Annotated in this window: 16 protein-coding genes; 7 read left to right on the forward strand and 9 right to left on the reverse strand. The window is 68.7% G+C overall.

All coding sequences use genetic code 11. From position 1 onward, the window contains the following. Positions 1-125: 125 nt before the first annotated feature. From IEY61_RS20240 to murJ, 4 genes are all read right to left on the reverse strand, one after another. Positions 126-1,205, reverse strand: a complete 1,080-nt coding sequence (locus tag IEY61_RS20240) for an RsmA family anti-sigma factor (protein WP_189046638.1) — start codon at positions 1,203-1,205, stop codon at positions 126-128. Further along, the gene (gene sigM / locus IEY61_RS20245; RefSeq protein WP_189046640.1) at positions 1,202-1,942 is read right to left on the reverse strand and encodes an RNA polymerase sigma factor SigM; all 741 of its coding nucleotides are present in this window, start codon (positions 1,940-1,942) and stop codon (positions 1,202-1,204) included. The genes IEY61_RS20240 and sigM overlap by 4 nt, the downstream gene beginning before the upstream one ends. Before the next feature lie 28 nt (positions 1,943-1,970). Beyond that, positions 1,971-3,572: a protein kinase family protein gene (locus tag IEY61_RS20250; protein ID WP_189046642.1), complete on the reverse strand. Its 1,602-nt coding sequence runs from the start codon at positions 3,570-3,572 to the stop codon at positions 1,971-1,973. A gap of 434 nt (positions 3,573-4,006) precedes the next feature. Beyond that, entirely contained in the window at positions 4,007-5,752 is a 1,746-nt protein-coding gene (gene murJ / locus IEY61_RS20255; protein WP_189046685.1) for a murein biosynthesis integral membrane protein MurJ, read from the reverse strand. Between the two features lie 125 nt (positions 5,753-5,877). Here murJ and IEY61_RS20260 point away from each other — a divergent pair, with 125 nt between their 5' ends. The 3 genes from IEY61_RS20260 (at position 5,878) to IEY61_RS20270 (ending at position 10,376) form a co-directional block, all read left to right on the forward strand. Continuing rightward, positions 5,878-7,338: a CCA tRNA nucleotidyltransferase gene (locus tag IEY61_RS20260; protein WP_189046644.1), complete on the forward strand. Its 1,461-nt coding sequence runs from the start codon at positions 5,878-5,880 to the stop codon at positions 7,336-7,338. A 214-nt stretch (positions 7,339-7,552) separates the two neighbouring features. Further along, positions 7,553-9,682, forward strand: a complete 2,130-nt coding sequence (locus tag IEY61_RS20265) for a S8 family serine peptidase (RefSeq protein ID WP_229706147.1) — start codon at positions 7,553-7,555, stop codon at positions 9,680-9,682. Positions 9,683-9,896: 214 nt separating this feature from the next. After that, positions 9,897-10,376 carry a methylated-DNA--[protein]-cysteine S-methyltransferase gene (locus tag IEY61_RS20270; protein WP_189046648.1) on the forward strand — a complete coding sequence of 160 codons (480 nt, stop codon included), beginning with the start codon at positions 9,897-9,899 and terminating at the stop codon, positions 10,374-10,376. A gap of 132 nt (positions 10,377-10,508) precedes the next feature. On the opposite strand, the gene IEY61_RS20275 is transcribed toward IEY61_RS20270, so the two are convergent. The 4 genes from IEY61_RS20275 to IEY61_RS20295 all read right to left on the reverse strand — a co-directional run bounded on the left by IEY61_RS20275 (position 10,509) and on the right by IEY61_RS20295 (position 13,849). After that, positions 10,509-11,165, reverse strand: coding sequence for a hypothetical protein (locus IEY61_RS20275; protein ID WP_189046650.1), 657 nt, complete (start codon positions 11,163-11,165; stop codon positions 10,509-10,511). Between the two features lie 406 nt (positions 11,166-11,571). Beyond that, positions 11,572-11,811 carry a DUF397 domain-containing protein gene (locus IEY61_RS20280; RefSeq protein ID WP_189046652.1) on the reverse strand — a complete coding sequence of 80 codons (240 nt, stop codon included), beginning with the start codon at positions 11,809-11,811 and terminating at the stop codon, positions 11,572-11,574. Between the two features lie 296 nt (positions 11,812-12,107). After that, a complete protein-coding gene (locus IEY61_RS20290) occupies positions 12,108-13,187 on the reverse strand; it encodes an inositol-3-phosphate synthase (protein WP_189046687.1) in 1,080 nt (359 codons plus the stop codon). 23 nt (positions 13,188-13,210) lie between these two features. Then, on the reverse strand, positions 13,211-13,849 hold the full coding sequence (locus IEY61_RS20295; protein ID WP_189046654.1) for a PadR family transcriptional regulator: 639 nt from the start codon (positions 13,847-13,849) through the stop codon (positions 13,211-13,213). A gap of 173 nt (positions 13,850-14,022) precedes the next feature. On the opposite strand from IEY61_RS20295, the gene IEY61_RS20300 reads away from it, so the two are divergent. From IEY61_RS20300 to IEY61_RS20310, 3 genes are all read left to right on the forward strand, one after another. After that, positions 14,023-14,487 carry a DUF5318 domain-containing protein gene (locus IEY61_RS20300; RefSeq protein WP_189046656.1) on the forward strand — a complete coding sequence of 155 codons (465 nt, stop codon included), beginning with the start codon at positions 14,023-14,025 and terminating at the stop codon, positions 14,485-14,487. Positions 14,488-14,683: 196 nt separating this feature from the next. Then, entirely contained in the window at positions 14,684-17,563 is a 2,880-nt protein-coding gene (locus IEY61_RS20305) for a transglycosylase domain-containing protein (protein WP_189046658.1), read from the forward strand. Between the two features lie 144 nt (positions 17,564-17,707). Further along, the gene (locus tag IEY61_RS20310) at positions 17,708-19,279 is read left to right on the forward strand and encodes a glycosyltransferase family 87 protein (RefSeq protein WP_189046661.1); all 1,572 of its coding nucleotides are present in this window, start codon (positions 17,708-17,710) and stop codon (positions 19,277-19,279) included. A 723-nt stretch (positions 19,280-20,002) separates the two neighbouring features. Here the strand turns inward: IEY61_RS20310 and IEY61_RS20320 are convergent. Continuing rightward, positions 20,003-20,317: a hypothetical protein gene (locus IEY61_RS20320; protein WP_189046663.1), complete on the reverse strand. Its 315-nt coding sequence runs from the start codon at positions 20,315-20,317 to the stop codon at positions 20,003-20,005. 97 nt (positions 20,318-20,414) lie between these two features. Here IEY61_RS20320 and IEY61_RS20325 point away from each other — a divergent pair, with 97 nt between their 5' ends. Beyond that, positions 20,415-21,611, forward strand: coding sequence for an IS630 family transposase (locus tag IEY61_RS20325; protein WP_229706150.1), 1,197 nt, complete (start codon positions 20,415-20,417; stop codon positions 21,609-21,611). Positions 21,612-22,530: the final 919 nt, after the last annotated feature.

The following is a 22,530-nucleotide window of genomic DNA, read 5'->3' on the forward strand; positions in this document are numbered from 1 at the left end:
CGATCCGAGTGCCGACGCGGCGGCAACTGATGTGCAGAACGTCATCGTACGAAGCGGGAATTCCCGAGCCGGTCATCCGGTGGGTCAGGTCACGTGGACGGGCAAACGTCCGGTGACCGCGAAAATCACCCTACCCGCGTACGGTAACGGTTGTCCGAGCCGGACCCCGGGATGCCGCACTCGGGCCCGCTGACCCAGGACCACCGGGTGCCGGAGTCATCGGTGAAGCGTACGACCAGTGCCGGGCGTCCCAGGAAGCGGGCGTAGTCGACGGCATCGAAGGTGACCGGCTCGCCGTGCTCGGAGCCGATCTCGGCCAGGCAGGCGCTCAACGCCATCTGGTCGCTGAGCCGCGCCAGGTCACCCGGGCCGGCCAGCCGGTCGCTCGCCGCGCTGCCCTGCGGTTCGGCGCTACCGGAGAACTTCCTGACCGTCGGCAGAGGCTCCGCCTTCGCCAGTTGTTCAGAGGTGTAGTCGGTGCCGGTGCGCTCCGGCGGGGCGGCGATCCGGTACTGCGGGTCGGCCGCTGCGGGACGCGGTTCCTGCGCCGCCTTGGCGGAGGCCTGCTCCTGGGCATCCTGCGGCTCGTGGTCGTACGGCGCGACGCTGCTGGTGCCCTGGTCGCTCAGCGCGGTGCCGATCGCTGCCTGGTCATCGGCCTGCTGCCGAGCGACTTGCAGCGCTCCTATCCCGAACACGGCCGCAGCCGCGATCGCGACCGGGCCGGCGAGGCGGTACCTGCGGCGTCGCCGCTGACCCGGACGTGTCTGGTCGCGATCCTGAGCGGGCCGCAGCATGCGGTCCGGGCGTCGGGGTCCACCGAGCGGCTGGGCCGGCACGAGGGCCGGCCTGGCGTCGGTCGAAGTCGGTTCGGGATCGTCGACCGGTCCATCGGCGGCGTCCGTCGCGCGGTCCGCCGCTGCGGCGTCGTCGGGCGTGCTCTCCGGCGGAGCGGCAGCATCCAGTGCGGCGAGGATCCGGTCGCCGATTTCCGCCGGCATCTCCGGCGTCGGCTCACCCCAGGTGGACAGAGCGGCGCGGACCTCGGCGACGGCCGGGGCCAGCGACGCGTGGGCCTGCGCCCAGGCCGGGTCCGCCGCGACGAGGCGAGCGACCTCGGTCTCCTCCGGGGTGCCCGCCAGCGCGCCGCCGAGGTAGTCGGCGAGGAGGTCGTGGTCGACCCCGCTGAACTCCCCGGTACTCACGCTTCCTCCTGGTCGGCATCCGGTCGGGAACGGCCCGACCTCGATCGGACGGCCTGCTGGGCTCTCGGGTTCCCGCGGGTGACCGTCGGCACGTCGGACGCGTCGCCGGGCGGCTGTTCGCCACCGGTCCGCAGGTGCCCCAGCATGACCGCCAGCCGGGCCCGGCCCCGGGCGCACCGGCTCTTGACCGTTCCCTCGGGCACGCCGAGGATCCGGGCGACCTCGGCGACCGGGTACCCCTGCACGTCCACCAGGACGAGAGCGGCTCGTTGCTCGACCGGAAGTGCGGCCAGGGCGTCGCGGACGACCATCGCGGTGTCGTGGTCGCGTACCGGTGCGGCCGGCTCGACGCCGCCGGTGCCGTCGTCCCCGTCGCGGACTCCGTCGGGCAGCGGCACCGTGGGGTGGGCCTGCCGTCGTCGAATCCGGTCGAGGCAGGCGTTCACCACGATCCGGTGGAGCCAGGTGGTGACGGCGGCGTCGCCCCGGAAGCGCCCGGCGGCACGGTGCGCGGACAACAGCGCGTCCTGGAGGGCGTCGGCCGCCTCCTCCCGGTCGGCGAGCGTACGCAGCGCCACCGCCCAGAGCCGGTCGCGGTGCCGGCGGAACAACTCAGCGAACGCGTCCCGGTCGCCAGCGACATGGGCGTGCAGCAGATCCAGGTCGCTGACCGTCTCGTCCACCGGTGCTCCGTCCGTCCGGTTCCGAGCGGCAGCACGTCCGTCGCATACGTCCATCATCGAATCCGGCGCGGGTGCCGCTCCGTCACGACCCCTGGACCGTGATCTCCTGGACACCGACCTTGAAGCCGTTGCCGTTCGAGGGCAGCTCGGTGATCCAGAACAGCAGGTAGCGGTACTTCTGGTCGGCGTCGAAGCCGTTGAAGGTCATGGTGGTCCCGTCGTGCTCCTCGAACGGCTGCCCGATCCTGCTCTTCAGATACGCGGTGAGGACCTGCTCATCGCCGGCCTTGTCCGAAGGGCCGTCGATGGTGCCGGTCAGCAGCTCCGCCGAGGCACCCGGGGTGGAGAGGTTGACCTGCACGGACTTGACGGTGTGCTCACCGCCGAGGTCGATCCAGACACCCATGCCCCGCTTGAGGCCGCCGAAGTTGCTACGCGGGTAGGTCTCCGTCGACCAGCCCTCGTCCCGGTCGCCGTCGAAGACCTTCTCGGCGTCGCGGACCTCGCTGCGGTTGCGGCTGTCGGGGTCGATGATCCGGGCGTTGCTGATCTTCAGGTTCCGGATCTTGGGCGTCGGCGGTTCCTCGCTCACCGGCGCGCTGGTGCTGGGGGCGGCGACCGGGTCGGTCTGCGGATCATCGTCGTTGTCGCCCAGCGTGCTGATGCCGATGAGCAGGCCGATCAGGGCGACCGCCAGCAGGCCGGCGATGCCCAGGGCGACCTTGCGCCCACCCGCGGCGGCCAGCGGCGAGGGCTCCTCGCCGGGCTCGGCGGCGAAGCGCAGCGGGCCGCTGTTGTCGAGGTAGTCGTCCTCGGCGGGCACGTCGAGCCGGGCCAGTTCCGCCGCCAGGACGTCCGACGAGGGCGGCGCGACGTTGGTGTCGAGCAGATCCATCGTGAGATCGTCGAGGTAGGCCGGCACGCCGGCCCGGACCTGACGCGGGGCCGCCAGGACGCCGTTCGCGTCGCGTACCGCGTCGGCGATGGCCGCCCGGCCGTGCCCGGCGGTGGCGCCCCGTAGTGGTGCCTCGGTGTGTGGCCAGTGCCCGGTCAGGGCGTAGTAGAGGACCCCGCCGACCGCCCGGACGTCGGTCTCCTGACTGTCGGCACCGTCGGTGCGGGCGTCCGCCAGCACGACCCGGCCGTCGTCGCTGATCATCACCGTGCCCGGGTGCACGTTGCCGTGCACCATGCCGGTGGCGTGCACGGCGGCCAGCGCACTGGCGATCGCGTTGCCGACGGCCGTCGCCCGCCACGTGTCCAACGGGCCGTCCGCGACGAGGTCCCGCAGCGATCGTCCGTCGACCCACTCGCGCACCACGTAGGCGCGCTCGGCCTCGTCGATCGCGTCGTAGACGCCGGCGAGGTTTGGATGGACGACCCGACTGGCCGCGACGGCGGCCTGGAGCATTTCGGTGGCGGAGTCACCGCCCGGGTACCGCATGACCACCGCGACGGGCCGACGCAGCACGACATCGACGCCACGCCAGACCAGCCGACCCGCGCTGTCGTTGTTGATGTGCTGGACGAGTTCGTACCGTTCGGCGAGGATCTCACCGGTCTGCGGAGCACCGAAGGTCATGACCGGCGGAGTGCTTTCGTCCGCGTCCTGACCCTCGCCGACCTGGGTCACCCGTCCTCCCTCGGTGATCGTGTCGATCGATTGACCCGAGTTGCTGGGCATCTGATTCCCGCTCCGCCTTCGTGTCGCACCGGGGGCGACCCGGTCCCGGCACGGCGCGCGCCGGTGCCTGTCGTCCCGTCGAGAGCGACCTTACCCGGGTTCGCCGTCTCACCGACATGTCATCTTCCCGCCGCCACCGCTGGGAAGCTCACGCCTCGGGCGTGCTCGTCCTGTTACGACCACTGTCAACCCCGTTGCTGGCACATGTACCAGTCAATCTAGAGGCTGCCCACAATCGGCCTCCGCACGGGCGGTGCGGGGACGTGCGGTGCGATCGCCACGCCCGCGGGTTCCCGTCGAACGGCTGACCATGCTCGGACTTCCGGTTGGTTATCCACAGGCCGATCCGGCAGGTGAGCGGCGACGCGCCCGGTTATCCACAGGTCGGTCCACAGGGTGGTGATCCGCGATCACGCTGGGTGAATCGGTAAAGATCAACGACCGAGCCGGCGGCGAACCATGCCGACCACCTCGGTGATCTCCGAGATCCGCAACACCACGGCCAGGCCGAGGTAGCTGCCGCCGATCACCGCTCCACCCACCACCAACTGCACGACCGCCTCCAGACGGGTCGGCGTGTCGGCGCCGGGGAGCATGGCCACGACCAGCAGGCCGGCCACGGCGGCCCCGAGCGCGGCGAGGGCCACCCGGCCGAGCGTACGCAGGATCGCGCCCAGCCCGATCCGGCCCACCCGGGGCCGCAGCAGCCAGGCGGAGGCGATGGCGGCGGCCAGGTACGAGACCGTGTTGCCGATCATCATCCCGGCCCCGGCGAAACTCGCCGAGAAGAGCAGGAAGAGCACGACCTGTACGCCGACCCGCAGCGCGACCACCGGAATGTTGATCAGTGCCGGGGTGCGGGTGTCCGGCAGCGCGTAGAAGGCGAAGGTGAACAGCTGGCTGATCGCGAACGGGACCAGTCCGATCGCGGCGACCAGCAGCACGGTCGACGTGGCCACCGCGTTGTCCGCGGTGAAGGCTCCGTAACGGAAGACCACCACCGAGATCGGGGCGGCCAGCACCGCGTAGCAGACCGCGATCGGTGCGAGCACCGCGCTGACGGTCCGGGTGCCCCGGCTCAGATCGCTGGTGAAGTCCTGGAACCGGGCATCGGCCGCGGCGGCGCTCATCCGTGGCATCAGCGCGGTGATGATCGAGACGGCGATGATGCCGTGCGCCATCATCAGCAACAGGAACACGTTGTTGTAGATCAGGAGACCGGCGTTGTCCTCGCCGGCCGCGCGGGTCAGCAGGTTGACCACCACGAAGAGACCGAGCTGGTTGACCGCCACGTAGCAGAACATCCAGCCGCCGAGCTGGCTCAACTCGCGCAGCCCCAGCGCCCGGAAGTCGAACCGTGGCTTCCACCGGAACCCGACCTTGCGTAGCGCCGGCAGCAGACCGGCGGCCTGGACCGCCACGCCGAGCAGCGTGCCGCCACCGATCAGGAGAATCTGGTTCAGCCCCACGTCGACGGGCTGGCGCGCCTGGGCACCGAAAACGAGGATGTAGGTGCCGAAGGTCGCGATGGCGACCAGGTTGTTCAGGATGGGTGCCCACATCGGTGCCGCGAAGTGGCCCCGCGTGTTCAGGATGGCCGCGATCAGCGCGCTGATGCCGGTGAAGAAGAGCATCGGCAGCATCAGGTACGACAGCTTGGTGACCAGGCCGGTGTAGTTGGCGTCCTTGCCACTGGCGTAGAGGCTCGTGAGCACCGGTGCCGCGATCACGGCGATCAGCACGGTCACGGCGAGCGCGACCACCGCCAGGGTCAACAGACGCTGGGCGTACGCCTGCCCCCGGTCCGAGTCCAACTTGCCACGGCGGACCAGCACCGGGATCAGCACGCTCGTCAGGATGCCCCCGAGCAGGAACTCGTACACCTGTTGCGGCAGGAACATGGCAGTGGTGAAGACGTTGCCGATCAGGTTGCCGAGGGCCGCACCGATCATGAGATTTCGGAGGAAACCCGTACCCCGGCTGACCAGGCTGCCGATCGCCATGACCGCGCTGTTGGCCGCGGCGCTGCTCTCCGCCACCTGCTCCTGGGGCGGCGCGACGGACTCGGCCGCCGGTTGGTTCAGCGGCTCGGCGGAGATGAACGTCGCGCCGTCACCGGGCCGGCCGCCGGGCGCGCCGCCCTGTTGGGCGTTCGCGCTGCGGTAGAGCCCGCCGCTCATCTGTGCCTCCAAGGGGTACGCGGAGCCGGCACCGGCCCGCACGCCACAGACCTTAGTCAACCCGGGTTCCGTATACCGCGCCCGGCGGAGGAGATGCCGGTCAGGACCGATAGGCTGGCGCTCCCATGTCCGAAGCCGCTGCATCCCACGCCATCGACCGCCGCGAACTCACCTCGGCGCAGCGTAACGCCGTCGCCGAACTGCTCCGGGTCTCCCCGGTCGCCGACGAGTTGGGCCGCCGGTTCGCCGCCGCTGGTCACGAGCTGCACCTCGTGGGCGGTTCGGTCCGCGACGCCCTGCTCGGCCGGCTCGGCGAGGACCTCGACTTCTGCACCGACGCGCACCCGGACCAGACGCTGGACGTCGTGCGCGGCTGGGCCGAGGCGATCTGGGAGACCGGCCGCGAGTTCGGCACCATCGGCTGCCAGCGAGACGGGCTGCGGCTGGAGATCACCACCTTCCGCGCCGAGTCGTACGACCAGGTCACCCGCAATCCCCTGGTCGAGTACGGCACCAGCCTGGTCGAGGATCTGCGGCGGCGGGACTTCACCGTCAACGCGATGGCGGTGAGCCTGCCCGAGCACCGCTTCACCGATCCGTACGGCGGTCTGGCCGACCTGGCCGCGAAGGTGGTGCGTACCCCGGGCACGCCCGCCGAATCGTTCGGCGACGACCCGCTGCGGATGCTGCGGGCGGCCCGCTTCGCCGCGCAGCTGCGCTTCTCGGTGCATCCGGACGTACGCGCGGCGATGAGCCGGATGGCGCCGGACCTGGACCGGATCACCGCCGAGCGGATCCGCGACGAGTTCACCAAGCTGCTCTGCGGCGCGGATCCGATCGCCGGGCTGCGGCTGCTGGTGGACACCGGGCTGGCCGACCGTTTCCTGCCCGAGTTGACCGGGCTCAAGCTGGAGATCGACGAGCACGCCCAGCACAAGGACGTCTACGAGCACACCCTCACGGTGGTGCGCAACGCGATCTCGTACGAGGAGGACGGGCCGGACTTCATCCTCCGGATGGCCGCCCTGATGCACGACGTCGGAAAGCCGGCCACCAAGGCGGTGGGCCCCGACGGGCGGGTCAGCTTCCACCACCACGAGGTGGTTGGTGCCCGGTTGACCAAGGCACGGATGAAGGCGCTGCGTTACCCGAAGGACGTGACGAGCAAGGTCACCGGGTTGGTCGCGCTGCACCTGCGCTTCTACGGCTACGGCCGGGGCGAGTGGACCGACTCGGCGGTGCGCCGGTACGTCACCGACGCCGGCGACCTGCTGTCCCAGCTGCACAAGTTGACCCGCTCGGACTGCACCACCCGCAACCGTCGCAAGGCGGCGCAGTTGGCGGCGGACTACGACGCCCTGGAGGAGCGGATCGCCCGGATCGCCGCCGAGGAGGATCTGGCCCGGGTCCGACCTGACCTCGACGGGAACGCGATCATGGAGCTGCTCGGCGTACCACCGGGACCGATCGTCGGGCGGGCCTGGAAGCACCTGAAGGACCTGCGCTTGGAGCGCGGGCCCCTGGATCGCGACACCGCCGAGGCCGAACTGCTGCGCTGGGCCCGCGACGAGGGCATCCTCGGCTGAGGGACGCCGTCCGCTCCCGCCATCGATGATCATTCGGTGCGGGCCGCTACGCCGAAACGCCAACGTATCGACCAAAAGGTTGACGCGGCTCGTTGCGAGAATCCGCCATGATGTGTGCACGTCCGCTCGCGCGTTCAACTGTCGAAGCGGGACGATCCACTATCCGTCCGACCGCGTGCGAAGCGTGGTCGATGACGAGCGGGGAGATTATCTAGTGAAACGCCGTGGCGTATTGCGCCGCACGGCGGTGGCGGGGCTCGCTCTCGCCACTGCCTCGTCCATCCTCACCGTCGCCTCCGGTGCGGCAGCCGCCGAACCTTCGTCGGAGCGATCGCACCTCAAGGTTCGTGGCGGCGAGAGCGCCAGCAGGGTGGTGCCGGGCCGCTACATCGTCGTCCTCAAGGACCAGCGGGCCAGCTTCAGCAGCGTCCGGGGCGCCGCCTCGGCACTCACCCGCGCCAACGGTGGCACCGTCGGGCAGGTGTTCGGTAACGCGCTCAGCGGCTTCTCGGTCGCCATGAACCAGCAGCAGGCGAAGAAGCTCGCGGCGAACCCCGCCGTGGCGTCCGTCGAGCCGGTTCGGCAGTTCACGGCCAGCGGTACGCAGAGCAGTCCGCCGTCCTGGGGTCTGGACCGGATCGACCAGGCTTCGGCCAAGCTGAACAAGTCCTACAAGTACCCGAACACCGGCAGCAAGGTGACCGCGTACATCGTGGACACCGGCATCAACCTCAAGCACCAGGACTTCGGCGGCCGAGCGAGCTTCGGCTTCGACGCGTTCGCACCCCCGCCCCCGCCCCCGCCCCCGCCCCCGCCTCCGACGACGCCCCCGCCCACTCCGACGCCCCAGCCCACCGCCACTCCGGATCCCACGGAGCCCGGTGCTTCCGAAAGCGTCCAGACCAACGCGAACGGGGACTGCAACGGTCACGGCACGCACGTGGCCGGCACCATCGGCGGCACCAAGTACGGCGTGGCCAAGGGCGTCAAGCTCGTCGACGTACGAGTGCTCGACTGCAATGGCGGCGGCGACACCGAGACGGTCCTCGCCGGCATCGACTGGGTGACCGCGAACGCGAAGAAGCCGGCCGTGGTCAACGTGAGCCTTGGCGGGCCCGCGGACTCGGTGATCGACGCGGCCGTGAAGCGCTCCATCAACTCCGGCCTCACCTACGCGATCGCCGCCGGCAACGGGTCCAGGGACGCCTGCAAGGTGTCGCCGGCCCGGGTCCCGGACGCGATCACGGTGGGTGCCACCGACCGGGCCGACATCCGTGCCTACTTCTCGAACTACGGCAAGTGCCTGGACGTGTTCGCCCCAGGGGTGGGCATCGTGTCGGCACGGCACAACAGCAACACCGCCACCGCCTCGATGAGCGGCACCTCGATGGCCGCTCCGCACGTGGCCGGTGCCGCTGCGCTGCTGCTGCACAGCAACCCGACGTGGAAGCCGAAGCAGGTCCGCGACCGGATTGTCACCACCGGCATCGCCGGCGCGGTCTACGACCCGAAGGGCTCGATGGACCGACTGCTGACCGTCGGCTCGGTCACCCAGGCCCGCTCGGCGTACGGCTTCAAGGCCAAGTCCAACGGCAAGTTCGTCACCGCTGCCAGCACCAAGAAGGCGCTGATCAACAACGGCAAGAGCCTGGGCAAGGCGCAGCGGTACGACTTCGTCAACGCCGGCAGCGGCCTGGTCGCGTTGCGTTCCAAGAGCACCGGCCGGTACGTGGTCGCGCCGAGCAAGGGCAAGAAGCCGCTGATCGCCAGCCACAAGAAGCTCGTCACCGCCGGGAAGTTCCAGATCATCAACCACGCCGACGGTACGGTCAGCCTGAAGGCCAAGATCAACGGCAAGTACATCACCGCGCCGAAGTCTGGTAAGTCGTCGCTCAAGGCGAGCGCGAAGAGCGTCGGCACGTCGCAGAAGTTCACCATCGACGCGCCGCCTCCGGTGGTCAGCATCAAGTCGCTGGCCAGCGGCAAGTACGTCGTGGCCGGCAGCAAGCCGCTGGTCGCCAGCAGCAAGTCGGTCACCAAGGCGACGAAGTTCGAGTTCGTCTACCGCGGTAACGGCTGGTATAGCTTGAAAGCCCTGGCCAACGGCAAGTACGTGACCACGCCGAGCAATGGCAAGAAGGCCCTGATCGCCAGCAAGAAGTCGGTCGGCTTCTGGGAGCAGTTCCACCTCTTGGAGGGCTTCGACGACGGCTCGATCACGGTGCTGGGCGGCGACTACAAGATGGTTTCCGCCGGCTCAAACGGCACCAAGCAGCTGATCGCAAACAAGCACCCTGACTCGAAACCGGGCAAGGGCGAGAAGTTCCTCTTCTCCGCCGCCTGACGGGTTCATCGCATGCAACATCCGGCGCCCGCCGGAGCACCCCGATTCCCGGGGACGCTCCGGCGGGCGCCGCCGTTGCAGCCTCCTGTTGCGCGATCTTGCACTTTCCGTCGCCGAGATATCCCTTGTCGAAGGGCTTGTCCCGACAGAAGGTGCATGATCGACGAGGCGAGGGTAGGGGGTGGGGGAGGAGTGGTGCGGGGAGAATGGGGGGATGGGTTGGACCATGCTCGACTCGCCGATCGGGATGTTCTCCGTGGCCACCGACGGGGGCAGCGTGTGCGGAACGCGCTTCGGTCCGGTCGAAGGCGCCGACACCGAGCCAATTGACGAAATGTCCCGGCGGGCCGTGGCGGAGCTGCGGGCGTACTTTGCCGGGGAGCTGATCGACTTCGGCGTGCCGGTGACAGTGCCGCGCGGGTCGGAGTTCGAGCGGGCGGTGTGGCGGGAGATGACCCGCATTCCGTACGGCGAGACGCTGACCTACGGCGAGGTGGCCCGGCGGGTGGGGGATCCGGGCGCGGCCCGCGCGGTCGGGGTGGCCTGTAACCGCAACCCGATCCCGGTCATCGTGCCCTGCCACCGCATCATCGGTGCCAACGGAAAACTGGTCGGCTTCGGCGGCGGCCTACCCCGCAAGATCCAGCTCCTGGAGCTGGAGGCCGCCGTAGCCCTCCAACGCGCCTGGTCCTAACCCACGCCCACCCACCCCACCCACCCACCCTCGTCGATCATGAGGTTAGCGGCGAAGTTGATCTCTTGGGCTGCCGCTAACCTCATGATCAACCAGGTGTTGGCGGTCGGAAGGCAGTGTGCAGGGTGGCGGTCAGTTGGGGGCGGGGAGGCAACCGCCGTCGGCGATGCGGGTACCGATCTCCACCTTGATGTCGTCCCGGCGGACGCTGCCGAAGACGCACGCCCGGCCGGTCCACCCGGCGAAGAGCAACCCGTCGCCGGGGCCGAGGTCGAGCCGACCCGGTGGCCGGACGACGACGTCGACCAGCCCGGTGGCGGTCAGCGTCCGCTCCACGGCCTCCTGCTCGGGCTCGCCTCGGCCGCCGACAATCAGCAGGTTGAGGCCTTGCGATACCTCCGCCGCACAGGCTCGGGCACCGTCCGCCGTTTCGGGGTCAAGATTGCCGCGCTGCCGGAAGGCTTTGTTGGCTGCCTGCTGGCGCAGAAACTCCTCTTGGCGCAACTGCTCGTCCATCATCGGGTTGCCGGCGTCGGGCACAGCCGGCACGGTCGGTGAGGTGCCGACGCCGCTCGGCTCGACCACCATCTTGGCCGGCGGGGTGGTCGTAGAGGTGACGCCGCCGCCAGGCTCGGGCACTACCGGTGGCGCGGCGACTGCGACAGCACAGCGGGCCTCGGCCGCGGGTGTCGCTGGAATGGCGGGTGGTGCATTCTCGCCTGGGTCGGCGGTGGGGGCGTTCCCCGGCTGGGCGCAGGCGACCAGGGTGGAGAGCAGCATCGCGCCCACGACTGCCCCGGCAACCCGATACCAAGACCTGACGACACGAGCAGCGTCAATGGACAACACGCCGCTCAGCCTACTAACGCCCGTGACTGGGGGCGCCGTGCCTTGGGGTGTGGACGGCGCGGGTTGCGGTATCTCGGGGTGTTCGGGTGTTCAGGGCGGGCACGGGTTGCGGCATGTCGGCGTATCCGGCCCTGTGGGTGGCGTGGGTTGCGGCATGTTGGGGTTTCCGGGCCGGTTGAAACCGCGAGTTGCGGTGTCCTGTGCGCAGGGCCGCGAGTTGCGGTGTCCAGTGCGACGTGCCGCTCGCGGACGTGGTTCTATTGCCCGGCCGCCTGACGTGCCAGGACCCGCCCCGCCGCCCCGCCCTATTTCCGGTCGTTCTTACCCGGCCCAGCGGCGCTCGGCGTCAGGCGGTGGGCGCGTCGAGTCGCCCTGCCCGGACTTCTACAAGGAAACGGCTCCAGGTGGTGTCGGGGTAGATCAGGATGGGGCCGGTGCGATCTTTGCTGTCGCGTACGGCGTACCGCCGGCTTCCGTCGAGCACGGGCCCGGCCTCCACACAGTTGCCGTCGCCGTTGTCGCTGCGGGTGCTGACATGCCAGGCCACCGGCAACCCGGTGCTGGTGGATCGGCCGGCGGTCGCCATGGGGCTCACTCCAGACGGGCTTCAAGATCGAAGAAGATTCGCTGCACGGCGCCGTTGCGCAGCGCCGCCCGGCGTAGCCGATCGTAGCGCTGGTGCAGCGGAGCCGCCTTCTCTCCTTCGACCACGACTGTCCCGGCGACGGCGTCCGCCTCATCGACAACCGCGTCACAGGCACTCCCGGACGGGTCGTGCCAACAACTCAGCGTGGCGGCGGGCGGTTGACCAGGTGATGGGCGGACGCTGAGACGACTGTGGGGCCGGATCCCACCGGATCCGGCCCCACGTGCGTCAGCGGGTCAGCTCTCGATCTCGCCGGCGATGAACGCCTCGACGGCGGCGTGCGCGTCGTGGTCGGCGTACTGCACGGGCGGGGACTTCATGAAGTACGACGAGGCCGACAGGATCGGGCCGCCGATCTTCCGGTCCAGGGCGATCTTCGCAGCCCGGACGGCGTCGATGATGACGCCCGCCGAGTTCGGCGAGTCCCACACCTCGAGCTTGAGCTCGGCGTTGAGCGGGGTGTCACCGAACGAGCGGCCCTCCAGGCGGATGTAGGCCCACTTGCGGTCGTCCAGCCACGGCACGTGGTCGGAGGGACCGATGTGCACGTCGCTCTTGGCCATCTCGTGCGGCACCTGGGAGGTCACCGACTGGGTCTTCGAGATCTTCTTCGAGACCAGGCGGTTGCGCTCCAGCATGTTCATGAAGTCCATGTTGCCGCCGAAGTTGAGCTGGTACGTGCGCAGCAGCTCGACACCGCGGTCCTCGAAGAGCTTGGCCAGCGCCCGGTGCACGATGGTCGCGCCGACCTGGCTCTTGATGTCGTCGCCGACGATCGGCAGGCCGGCGTCGGTGAACTTCTGCGCCCACTCGGGGTCGGAGGCGATGAAGACCGGCAGGGCGTTGACGAACGCGCAGCCGGCGTCGATCGCGGCCTGGGCGTAGAACTTGTCGGCCGCGTCGGAGCCCACCGGCAGGTAGGAGACGACGACGTCGACCTGCGCGTCGCGCAGCGCCTTGGCCACGTCGACCGGCTCGACGTCCGACTCCTCGATGATCTCGCGGTAGTACTGGCCGAGACCGTCGAAGGTCGGGCCGCGCTGCACGGTGACGCCGGTCGGCGGTACGTCGCAGAGCTTGATGGTGTTGTTCTCGCTGGCGACCATCGCCTCCGCGAGGTCCATGCCCACCTTCTTGGCGTCGACATCGAACGCCGCGACGAACTGCACGTCCGAGACGTGATAGTCGCCGAAGGTGACGTGCATGAGACCCGGGACGCGGTCGTTCGGGTCGGCGTTCCGGTAGTACTCGACGCCCTGTACCAGGGACGAGGCGCAGTTACCCACACCGACGATGGCGACGCGGACGGAGCCCATCGCGTATGCCTCCTTCTTCATCATCACGGCCGCTCTTTCCTGGACTCTCCAGGCGGAGGCGGGCTGTTGTCTTCTCGTCGGCCGCCGGCCGTCCCTTCCTGCGGGACCGTCGGGGCACGGCCGGAGCGCTCGTTGGCGATGAGCTCCTCCAGCCAGCGAACCTCACGCTCACAGGCCTCCAGGCCGTGGCGTTGCAGCTCCAGCGTGTACGCGTCGAGGCGCTCGGCCGCCCGGCCCAGCATGTCGCGAAGGCCCTCGCGACGTTCCTCTATGGTGCGGCGGCGACCTTCCAGGATCCGAAGTCGGGTCGCCTGGTCGGTTCGGGAAAAGAACGCGAAGTGCACACCGAAACCGCTGTCGCCGTACGTCTCCGGCCCGGTTTGTGCGATGAGCTGGGCGAAGCGTTCCTTGCCCTCTGCGGTGATGGTGTAGACCACCCGACCTCGCCGGCTGGTCAGCGCGGGGACCTCCTCGGCGGTGGCGGGTGTCTCGGCGGCCTCGGCGATCCAGCCCGCCGCCTGGAGACGGCGCAGGGTCGGATAGAGCGAGCCGTAGCTGAACGCTGCCCGGATCGCCCCGAGCTTGGCGGTGAGCTCCTTGCGTAGCTCGTAGCCGTGCATGGAGGCCTCCTGCAACAGGCCGAGGATGGCGAGTTCGAGCACGGCCACCCTTCCTTTACCCTGTGCGTGGAGCACTAACCACCACGATGTATCGGACCGATACATCGCACCGTAGCGTCTCGCCCTGGCCGGGGCAAACACCCGCTCCGACGTTCACCGGTCACGGATCGTCACGGTGGTCGCCTCGTCTGGCGAGAGCGCGTACCCTTTGCCGCATGCGTACGCAGCGCCAGGTAGTGGACTACTCGCTCCGGAAGCGAGCGGCGCTGCGTGAACTCCTCGCCGGGCGGGTCGGCACCTACGACCTGTGCGACGCGTCTCCGTACCTGAAGAACGCCGCTCGCTTCCACGGTGAGCCCACCGATCAGCGGTGCCCGATCTGCCGGAGTGAGAACCTCACCCTCGTCCACTACATTTACGGGGACGAACTCAAGCAGTCCGCCGGCCAGGCCCGTACAGTGGCCGAGTTGTCGGTGCTGGCAATGACGCTGCGTGAGTTCCAGGTCTTCGTGGTGGAGGTGTGCCTCGGCTGTGACTGGAACCATCTCGTCGAGCAGTACCTGCTCGGGCGGGACGGGCTGACCGGTGGCGTCGAGGGCGGGTCGGAGCAGCAGACGGCGAGCGGTGTGGCCGCCGCCGGTGGAGCAGATGCGCGACGAAGGCGAGAGGCGCAACGGTGAGTCGAGCTCGATCGGCCAGCCCCGGCCGTGGTGTACGCGGCCGGGGTGACCGATGGCTCGCAGGGGCGAATAGTCCGAATGATTCAGATCTGAACTCGTCGACGCGGTGCCCCCGTGCCAAGACGACGGGTGTCGCAACTCACGGCAAACCGGTGGTGGCGCGACAGGGCCCCACCGCGACGGCAGGGTGTGAGGAATGAACTCGTACGGTGATCCCAGCTCCTCGCGCGGCCGGGCCCGGATTCCGGGCCAGGACGACGGGTCGGCGGACGACGCGTACCGCCGCTCGGGTGGTGATCCGCGCGCAGTCAACTGGTCGACCGGACCGGAGGGGACGGCCTCGTCGGCCCGCGCCTCGGTCGGTGGGCGAGCTTCGGTCGGTGGCTCGGCGAGCGTTCCGCCGCGTGGCGGATCAGCCGCCGGCTCGGCCTCGGCCGGTGCCGCATCGATGGGCCGGGCCGGGCCGGGCCGAGCCTCGGTGCCGGTCTCTCCGGCCGGGCCGGGGCGGGCCTCGGTGCCGGTGTCCCCAGCGCCGGGGCGAGCCGGTCGTGCGTCGGTGCCGGTGAGTCCGGCGCCGGGTCGGGCCTCGGTCGGTGCCGCCTCCGTCGGTGCGGCCTCGGCCGGTCGGGCGAGCGTCGGCTCGGCGTCCGTGGGCGGCCGGGCCGCGGTGGCCCGCGCGAGCGTCGGCGGCCCGGGCGGTCCGGGCGGTCCGGGCGGTCCGGGCGGTCCGGGCGGTCCGGGCGGTCCGGGTGGACCCGGTCGCGGTGGACGCGACCCGGACGCGGTGGCCCGGGCCCGTAAGCGCAAGCGGATGAACATGCTGATCGCCGGCTTCGCGGTCTTCATCATGCTGGCCGGCATCGGCGTGGTCGGGTTCACCTACTACTCGACCAACGTGGTGCTGCCCAAGGAGATCCCGCTGCCGCTCTCCACCACCGTCTACATGAAGGACGGCAAGACCACGGTGGCCAGGCTCGGCAACGAGAACCGCATCTTCGTCACCATCGACAACATCCCGCAGCACGTGCAGGACGCGGTCGCCGCCGCCGAGGACCGCAACTTCTACCGGCACTCGGGCGTGGACTACAAGGGCATCGCCCGGGCCGCCTGGAACAACCTCTCCGGTGGCGACAAGCAGGGTGCCTCGACCATTACCCAGCAGTACGCCCGCAACGCCTACGAGAACCTCCAGGACGACAGCTACACGCGGAAGGTGAAGGAGGCGATTTTCGCCTCCAAGCTGAACGACAAGTTCACCAAGAAGCAGATCATGGAGAACTACCTCAACGTGATCTACTTCGGTCGGGGCGCGTACGGCATCGAGGCGGCGGCACAGACGTACTTCAAGACCAGCACCAAGAAGCTCACTCCGGCACAGGGGGCGGTGCTCGCCGCGCTGATCAAGCAGCCAGTCGCCAGTTCCACGCACAAGGGGTACGACCCGGCGGAGAACGAGGTCGACGCCAAGATCCGGTGGGACTATGTCATCGACGGCATGGTCCAGGAGGGCTGGCTGAACGCTCCCGGGAAGCCGGAACGCCCGACCGAGTACCCGAAGGTCGAGAAAGTCAAGAAGGACAACGGCTTCGGTGTCGCCACCCCGCGCGGAAACGTGATCAACTACGTCCGCAAGGAGATGGAGGAGTGGGGCCTCTGCTCCAACTCCGGTGAGCCGGGCAAGCCCAGCTGCGTGACCGAGCTGCGGGAAGGTGGCTACCGGATCACCACCAGCATCGACCCGAAGATGCAGAAGGCGCTGGAAGAGGTGGCCCAGGTCGGCCGCAAGAGCGCCTTCCTGGCGGACCAGCCGAAGAACCTGATGCCGGCGGTGGTCTCCGTCGAGCCGAAGACCGGCCGCGTGCTCGCCTACTACGGCGGCAACAGCGGTGCCGACTACGACTACGCGGGCCTCAACACCGACTCCAACGGCGCCCTCGTCGGCGGTCACCCGCCGGGCTCGTCGTTCAAGGTCTACACCCTCGCCGCGGCCATCGACGCCGGCATCTCGGTCAAGTCGCGCTGGGACGCCACCCCGTTCAAGCCGGAGGGCTTCAAGGACAAGATCATTAACGCGGGCCGCGACCTGCGCGGAAGTTGCAACCAGAACTGCACACTCGAAGATTCGACGATCCAGTCGTACAACGTTCCGTTCTTCCACATCGCGGACAAGATCGGCACGGACAAGGTGATCGACATGGCCCGGCGGGCCGGCATCCGCACCATGTGGAACGATGATCAGAAGCCGTTCGACCTGATCAAGAACAAGCCGAAGGATCTCGCGCCGAGCCAGTTCGACCGGGTGGCCGCCTACGGCCAGTACCCGGTCACCGTGCTGGACCACGCCAACGGCCTGGCCACGCTCGCCAATGGCGGCAAGTACAACAAGGCGCACTTCGTGCTGAAGGTGGAGAAGCAGAACAAGGCAACCGGCAAGTGGGACAAGGTCCGCGGCACCGGCGAGAAGCTCGAGCCGAAGCAGGTGATCCGCACCGAGGTTGCCGACGAGGTGACCGCGGTCCTCAAGGAGATCCCGGGCAAGAACAACGCCAGCCTGGCCGGCCGTCCGCTGGCCGGCAAGACCGGCACCTGGCAGCTCGGCGACACCGGCAAGAACCAGGACGCCTGGATGGTCGGCTACGACAAGAACGTGGCCACGGCGGTGTGGATCGGTAGCCGCGATGTGAAGAAGCGGGCCATCGTCAACAAAAACAACGACAACATCGGCGGTGGAAACCTGCCGGCGCAGCTGTGGAAGCGCTACATGGAACAGGCGCTGAAGGGCTACGAACCATCCGACCTGCCGAACGTCACCGGTATCGGGGATGAGGACGCCGGCAACGGAATAGCTCCGCCCCCGCCGACGCCGGAGAACGGGCAGTGCGAGCCGACCGACCTGCTCTGCCAGCTCGGCGGCGGCAACAACAACGGTGGGAACAACGGCGGCGGTAGGCGGGGCAACAACGGTCCCGGCGGTCCGGGCGCCGACTCCCCCTTCGACCCGCCGACGCGCGACGGTGGTGAAGGCGGTGGTGGCGGGGACGGACTGCTACCACCGACAACGACCAATCGGGAGTAGCCTCCTTCGACGCCGCGGGCGGCCGGACACCGTGTCCGGCCGCCCGCGGCGTTTGGCGTACGCCACCGCGAGTGGTCGTGACGATCCACGGCGTTCGTGGTTTCGACTTCTGCCCGGTCATCTGATACGGCAAGATGCACGGTCATGAGCATCCAGTCGACGCCCGGCATCGATGGACCTGATGTCCCCGATCATCCGTCCCGGTCCGACGGCTTCGTCCGGGGACTCTCCGGGCTGATCGGTGGCCCGCTCGGCGACCACGCCGTCGCCCACGATCTGCCGAGCCGCGCAGCCCGCCGGTTCTGGACGGCCGCCCGGATCGTGCTGGCGCTGACCTGCCTGACCCTGGTCCTGCACTGGGTGCAGAAGTCGCCCTGCCAGGACGGGGCCTGGGTCGACAACGAGCAGTACACCCGGTTCTGCTACACCGACGTGCTGGCGCTCTACTACGCCGAGAACCTCCACCAGGGCGCGGTGCCGTACCGGGACCATCCGGTCGAGTATCCGGTGCTGACCGGGTACTTCATGGGGGCGCTCGGCCTGCCGGTGCACGCGGCCGGCGAGGGTAACCCCGACATGAACCAGGGGCAGTGGTTCTACAACCTCAACGCACTCGTGCTCGGTGCGCTGGCGGTGGCCACCGTGGCGGCGCTGCTGGCGCTGCGCCGCCGCCGACCCTGGGACGCGGCGCTCTTCGCCCTGTCTCCCGCGCTGCTGCTCACCGCCACCGTCAACTGGGATCTGCTCGCCATCGGGCTGGCCGCCTTCGGCCTGCTGGCCTGGGCGCGTACCGGCAGGGGAGCCCCCCTGGCGGGGGGATCGCCGCCAGGGCGGTGGAGCATGCTGATGGTCGCCCTGGCCGGGGTGCTGCTCGGGCTCGGCGGTGCGGCGAAGATGTGGCCGCTGTTCATCCTCGGCCCGATCCTGGTGCTGGCGATTCGCGCCGGTCGGGTCTGGGCCGGCATCCTGCCCATCATCACGGCCGCGGTGACGGTGGTCGCCGTGAACCTGCCGGTGGCGATCCCGTACCGCCAGAACTGGGGGCGGTTCTTCGAACTCAACACCACCCGCCCGATCGACTGGGGCACCCTCTGGTACATCGGGCGCTACGTTGACGGCAAGTTCGGTGACCCGGCAAGTCAGGGATCGTTCCAGTGGCTCGACGCCAACATCCCCACCCTCAACTGGGTGTCGTACGCCCTGTTCGGGCTGGCCTGTCTCGGCATCGGCCTGCTCGCGCTGCTCGCGCCGCGCCGGCCCCGGCTCGCCCAACTCGCCTTCCTGGTGGTGGCCGCCTTCCTGATCTTCAGCAAGGTCTGGTCCCAGCAGTTCGTGCTCTGGCTGCTGCCGCTGCTGGTGCTCGCCCGGCCCAAGTGGGGGGCCTTCCTCGCCTGGCAGGTGGCCGAGGTCGGCTACTTCGTCGCCTTCTACGGCGAACTGCTCGGCACGTCGACCGGCACCCCGGTCTTCCCGGAGGGCGTGTTCGTGCTGGCCTCGACCCTGCGACTGGCCACGGTGGTGGCGCTGTGCGTGCTGGTCGTGCAGGAGATCCTGCACCCCGAGCGCGACGCGGTCCGCAACAGCTACGCCGACGACCCGGACGGCGGCCTCCTCAACGGCACCTCCGACGCTCCCTGGCTCGAACGTCTGAGGAATCGCCGCCAAGGCACTTCGGTGGTCGATCCACCGTTACACGACTTTGTGCCTCGTCGTTGAACGCAGATCGCCGGATCCATCGGTTGGACCGCCTGCGGGTCGGAACATCCCTCGACACGTGCCTGCGAGAAGACCGTCGGGTAACCGATTGGGTGTGTTGGGTTACGGCGAGGCGCGTCGATGTGAGGTGCTCGGCGAGTAGATCATCCCCGCCATGATCGCGTGGTGTATGCCAATGCGAATACGGCGGGGATGATGCCCGCGAAGACTATCCGTCAATTTCGACCGACGTGATGTGGGCGGTGCTTGCATCCGCTGCGGTGCGTGAGACCTGCGTAGAGGCGGCCGGCCTCGCGAGTGGGGAGATCGGTTGATCCCGGAGTCGATCTTCTATGTGCGTGAATCCGGTCCCACGTGCCGTCCTTGCGCCACGTCGTGAACCAGCGATGCGCCGCGTCCGCAGGCGCGGAGATCACGCGGCATCATCCGCCACGGACAACCCGACCGGCAGGATGAGCTTCGCCGGCGGGTGCGGGTGGCGGCCGGTCGTGAGCCGGAGCCGTCCGCGGCCGTGCTGGACGCCCAGTCGATCACATCCATCGAGGGTGTCGAATGCCGTGGGCCCGACATGGGGAAGAAGACCACCGGCCGCAAGCGGCACCTGGTCGTGGACGATGGGGCGTACGAAGGTGCCGAGTGGAATGTTCACGCGGTCCGCCGCTTAGTGGTCCACTCCGTAAATCCTTCGGGGGTTGACGGCGAGGCCTATGTATGAAGTCGTGGTCAGGGTGCGATCGGGCCTACGTGGATGTGGCAGACGAAGTCGAAGGCTTCCTCGGTGCTGCCGCTGAGCCAGATCTGGTTTTCGTAGCTGTTGGTGCTGGCCACGTAGATGGCGGCGCCCCAGCGGTGAGCGGATCCGCCGTACCGCAGCCGCATCAGCGGCATCTGATCACCGTCGGCGAGTTCACCGGTGACGTAGGCGAACTGGCCGTGGTAGCGCACGTGCACCGCGGCCAGCTGCGACCAGTTCTGCTTGGCGTGCTCGCGTAGCCGCTGTGCCAGGGAGATCTTGGTGGACTCGGGAATGGCGGGCATGAGTCACATCTTGCCGCCTCGCGTGTCGCCCGGCGGATCGGCACGAGTCACGGCATGCTCGCGGCCCCGCTGCAAGATCGACCTGCGAGGTCCCCTGTTGCCTGCTCCTCGTGCACGCCGAATCGTCCTGACCGCCGCCGACCGGCATCGACTCAAAGCCCTGACCTACTCCCACACCGCCGGCTACCAGCAGGTCATCCGCGCCCGGATCGTCCGCGACGCAGCACACGGCTACTCCAACGCCAAGATCGCCAGCCGTCACGGCGTGCACGTCGACACCGTGCGCCACTGGCGTGGCCGCTACGCCGACGAAGGCCTGCCCGGGCTGGCCGACCGGCGCCGATCCGGGCGGCCGGCCCGGTTCACGCCTGTGCAGGTCGCCGAGGTCAAAGCCCTGGCCTGCCAACTGCCGGCCGAGACCGCGGTGCCGCTGTCGCGGTGGAGCTGTCCGGACCTGGCTGCCGAAGTCGTCGACCGCGGCATCGCGCCGGCGATCTCCGCGTCCACGATCCGACGGATCTTGGCTGCCGACACGATCAAACCGTGGCAGCACCAGTCCTGGGTCTTCATCCGCGACCCGGACTTCGCGGCCAAGGCCACCCGCGTGCTCGACCTCTACGCCCGCACCTACCAAGGCATCCCCCTCAGCGCCGACGAGTACGTCATCTCCAGCGACGAGAAGACCAGCATCCAGGCCCGCTGCCGTTGCCATCCCACCCTGGCACCCGGTGTCGCACGCACGATGCGGGTCAACCACGAATACGCCCGCGGCGGAGCCTTGGCCTATCTGGGCGCCTACGACGTTCACCAGGCCCGCGTGTTCTCCCACTGCTCGGCCAAGACCGGCATCATCCCATTCATGACCTTGGTCGAGCAGGTCATGACTCAGCAACCGTACGCCTCGGCCCGGCGGGTGTTCTGGGTGGCAGACAACGGCTCGTCCCACCGCGGCCAGGCCGCGATCGACCACCTCACGAGGCGGTTCCCGAACGCAGTCATGGTCCACACACCCGTGCACGCCTCCTGGCTGAACCAGATCGAGATCTACGTCTCGATCGTCGGGCGCAAGGTCCTCACGCCCAACGATTTCACCAGCCTTGACCAGGTCGAAGACCGGCTCACCGCCTTCGAACAGCGCTACAACGCCACCGCCCGGCCCTTCAGATGGAAGTTCACCCCGGCCGACCTCAAGGACCTCATAGCCCGGATCGAGCAACACGAACAGAAAGAGCAGAACCCCCAACAGCCCTCCGGCTGCGACCACCAGCCTGCCGCACCGGCCCTCGCCGCATAACCCCCGAAGGATTTACGGAGCGGACCACTAAGCAAGTAGCTGGTCCCTGCCCAACCTACCGCTTGTGGTTGAACTGGATCGAAGCCGAGTCCGCCGCCACGTGATACCTTTTCCTTTACGTTGACCAGCCGATGCCACATCTAGCACCACACCGTGATCGGCGACTGCATCCGGCGGTTCAATTAGCACCGAAGGTAGTCCGGCCGGCTTGGCGATCTGGATTATCCGTATCCGTATGCGGCTTCGACGAACATATGAAGGTGGGCTCTCCGACGGAGAGCCCACCTTCATATGACTAGTAAGCCACTTGGCCGCCGAAAGTGGTGGTCCAGTCTCTGTAGTTATAGATTTCCACACGGAACCTTGTGCCATCCAGCACGTCGGTGGCGATCACTTTCCATGCGGTGTCCATGAGTACGGTTTTCCAGGAATTGCAGGTTCCGTGTGACACCCAGCAAACACGGACCTGCACGTTGCCGGCCTCAGGGTTAGCGAACTTGATGTTGATGTCCTGGCAGCGAGAGCTTGTCGTGTAGTAGCTGGACGCAGAAGGAAGTCGCCGAGTGCCGGCGACGCCTAGGGTCTGAGTGGGGAATGAAACGGCACCGCCATAACACGTGGCGGCCGCAGTTGCCGAAATGCCCACCGGCTCGGCCGAGGCTGGGGCAGCGCTCGTCAGCATGGTGGCTGCGATCGTCAAAGCCAGGGCTATTGCGTAGTCGGGTTACTCCTGGTTACGGCATCGATGAGTTCTGTAGATCGTCGGTTGGCGCGTCGGGTAGCTCGGGCGATGTTGGGTTCGCCATTGCTGCGGTGGTAGCCGATGGAGGTGTTACGGAGTGTGGCGAAGACGGCGGGCCCGTTGCCGGTCCGGGCCTGGTGGGCGTCTTCACGTAGCGTCACGTCGCGGACGTAGTGC

It is taken from the genome of Micromonospora sonchi (genome assembly GCF_014646235.1).
Lineage (GTDB): Bacteria > Actinomycetota > Actinomycetes > Mycobacteriales > Micromonosporaceae > Micromonospora > Micromonospora sonchi.

What these genes read in the sequence shown, in the direction of transcription:
- sigM (WP_189046640.1), bottom strand. Translation starts at nt 1,942, where the DNA reads ATGGACGTATGCGACGGACGTGCTGCCGCTCGGAACCGGACGGACGGA.
- IEY61_RS20250 (WP_189046642.1), bottom strand. Translation starts at nt 3,572, where the DNA reads ATGCCCAGCAACTCGGGTCAATCGATCGACACGATCACCGAGGGAGGA.
- murJ (WP_189046685.1), bottom strand. Translation starts at nt 5,752, where the DNA reads ATGAGCGGCGGGCTCTACCGCAGCGCGAACGCCCAACAGGGCGGCGCG.
- IEY61_RS20260 (WP_189046644.1), top strand. Translation starts at nt 5,878, where the DNA reads ATGTCCGAAGCCGCTGCATCCCACGCCATCGACCGCCGCGAACTCACC.
- IEY61_RS20270 (WP_189046648.1), top strand. Translation starts at nt 9,897, where the DNA reads ATGGGTTGGACCATGCTCGACTCGCCGATCGGGATGTTCTCCGTGGCC.
- IEY61_RS20280 (WP_189046652.1), bottom strand. Translation starts at nt 11,811, where the DNA reads ATGGCGACCGCCGGCCGATCCACCAGCACCGGGTTGCCGGTGGCCTGG.
- IEY61_RS20290 (WP_189046687.1), bottom strand. Translation starts at nt 13,187, where the DNA reads ATGGGCTCCGTCCGCGTCGCCATCGTCGGTGTGGGTAACTGCGCCTCG.
- IEY61_RS20300 (WP_189046656.1), top strand. Translation starts at nt 14,023, where the DNA reads ATGCGTACGCAGCGCCAGGTAGTGGACTACTCGCTCCGGAAGCGAGCG.
- IEY61_RS20305 (WP_189046658.1), top strand. Translation starts at nt 14,684, where the DNA reads ATGAACTCGTACGGTGATCCCAGCTCCTCGCGCGGCCGGGCCCGGATT.
- IEY61_RS20310 (WP_189046661.1), top strand. Translation starts at nt 17,708, where the DNA reads ATGAGCATCCAGTCGACGCCCGGCATCGATGGACCTGATGTCCCCGAT.
- IEY61_RS20320 (WP_189046663.1), bottom strand. Translation starts at nt 20,317, where the DNA reads ATGCCCGCCATTCCCGAGTCCACCAAGATCTCCCTGGCACAGCGGCTA.